The sequence below is a fragment of the Micromonospora sp. B11E3 genome (genome assembly GCF_039871625.1).
Classification (GTDB): Bacteria; Actinomycetota; Actinomycetes; order Mycobacteriales; family Micromonosporaceae; genus Micromonospora.
The window spans coordinates 1-2,133 of sequence record NZ_JBDPMC010000187.1; the positions used below are offsets into that span (position 1 = coordinate 1).

At 64.6% G+C, this 2,133-nt stretch carries 3 protein-coding genes; all 3 read right to left on the reverse strand.

Going from position 1 to position 2,133, the window contains the following annotated elements:
* Positions 1-48 precede the first annotated feature (48 nt).
* Positions 49-816, reverse strand: coding sequence for a cytosine permease (locus ABGB16_RS33550; protein ID WP_347672070.1), 768 nt, complete (start codon positions 814-816; stop codon positions 49-51).
* A gap of 46 nt (positions 817-862) precedes the next feature.
* Positions 863-1,681: an SAM-dependent methyltransferase gene (locus ABGB16_RS33555; protein ID WP_347672071.1), complete on the reverse strand. Its 819-nt coding sequence runs from the start codon at positions 1,679-1,681 to the stop codon at positions 863-865.
* Positions 1,682-1,801: 120 nt separating this feature from the next.
* Positions 1,802-2,133 (reverse strand): hypothetical protein (locus tag ABGB16_RS33560; protein ID WP_347672072.1); only part of this gene is annotated, 332 nt, incomplete at its 5' end.

Genomic DNA, 2,133 nt, shown 5'->3' on the forward strand with positions numbered 1-2,133 from the left:
CACCTGCGAGGTGCCCTCTCGAGCGAAACGATAGAAGCGTCAGAACTCCTATCCTTCCAGCTCAGAGGGCACTTTCTGTCTCCGGGGTCCCACCGACCCGACATTCATCGGTGGATCGAGGCTCAGGACCACGGCCAGCAGGCCGACAGGCAGCAGCCTGGAAGGTGGATAGCGCCGGGACGATATGTAGCGGGTCCAGTCGCCGGCGATCGTGCTCATCGTCATGACGCCACCGACGCCGACGGCGAACACCGACAGCAGCCAGGTGCTGGTGAAGCTGCCGAGCGCGTACTGGCCGCCCCGACACCCCACGTTGACGTCGCCGGCGAAGGCCGCCACCAGTAGCAGCGTGGTGACCACGCCGAAGATCATCAGAATCAGCGTGGTCCGGACGAGCAGGTGGTACCCGTATACCGCGATCAGCACAGAAAGGAGGCCGAGAACCGTGTAGGTCAGCGCAAGGGAGCCGTTCCCCGTCGGCGTATGGAGGAGCCTGGCCGCGCCCGCGACCAGTACGCCGCCGCTGGACCAGATAGCGATGGCTGTGCCCAGCAGCATCATGCCCAGCCCGATGATGGACCCGATCAATCGGCCTCGTACACCGAAATGCGCCCCGCTCGAGGTGGAATTGTTGGTGGCGGTATGTGAGCCGATGACGATGAGCGGCACGAGTGGAACGAGCCCGATGAGCGTGCCCACTGTGATTGAGGTGAGCGATGCCCAGAAGCTGAGTCCGAACGAGACCGGGAGCCAGCCGAACGCCACGCTCCCGAGGGTGAAGCTGGCCCCGGTGCAGACGGTGAAGAACGTCCGCATCCCCGGTGAGGTCAGGCAGACCCCTCAGCTCCGTGAACGATCGAAATCAGTCCACGGTCGGCTTCCGGCCGACGCCGCCGAGGATCCAGACCTCCTCCGGAGCGATGTCGGTTTCGATGTCGGGCCGCCATTCCGGAACGAACACCAGGCCGGGGTCGATGAGGGGTGCGCCGTCGAAGAAGCGTTCGATTTGATCGCGCGTGCGGTGGGTGGCCGGATATTTGGTGTTCTTGTAGACCTCTGCGGCGCCACCAGCGTTGTCCGGCCTGGGGTCGGCGGTGGCGTGATTGATGACAAGGTAGCTACCCGGCGCCATCGCGTCGCGGAGGCGGGCGACGATCCCGTACGGGTCAGCTTCGTCGTCGATGAAGTGAAGGACAGCCACCAACAGGATGGCCATTGGCTGGTCGAAGTCGATCTGCGCCCGGGTCTCGGGGTGGTTGAGGATGACATCAGGATCGCGCAGGTCCGCCGTGATCACGCTCGTGGTCTTGGCTTCGGCGGTCTTCAAGGCACGCGAGCGGGCCAGCACCTGCGGGTCGTTGTCGACGTAGACCACGCGCGCGTCCGGCGCCTCAGCTTGGGCGATCTCGTGGACGCTGCCTTGGGTGGGCAGGCCACTGCCGATGTCGAGGAATTGCCGGATGCCCGCGTCGCGGGCCAGGAACCGCACCGCACGTTGGATGAACCCTCGGTTCTCCCGTGCCATGAGGATCACTTCGGGAGCTGCTGCGATCACCTTGTTCGCGGCTCGACGATCGGCTGCGAAATTGTTCCGGCCGCCCAGGTAGTAGTCGTACATGCCCGCAGCAGTGGGGACGGAGGGGTCGATGCCGTCCGACTGGGCTGAGCTTTCCGTGGTCATCTGTTTCTGAGTCCTTCCCCAAGCGCGTCCACATGGTTCGTCCAGATCCGATGTGACCTGACAGCCCCGCGAAGCGGCCCGGTCCGGTGAGCGACGTTCAGCAACCTTGTGACGGAATCATCATTCATCAGCGGTTACGAGCGTGATGTAGCCGGTGGAGTACACGGTTGTCGCCGCGTTCGGTCCGAGCGTGACGCGTCCTGCCGGCACCTTCTTGGCGAACACGACGAAGTAGCGCTGATCCGGGTCGTTGGTCGGGATGATCATGTCAGTGCGCTTGAAGCCCTGCTGGTTCAGCCACGCCGGCCACCAGTTGCTTACCTCCGGTGCTCCGCGTCTGTCGAAGGCGGCGTACACGGTGGCGTCGCGTGCGACATCGAAGACCAGGTAGTCCGCCGGGGAGGTCAGTCGCTTGTCGTCGCTGGCGCCGGGGATCAGCACTGCTCCGGTGA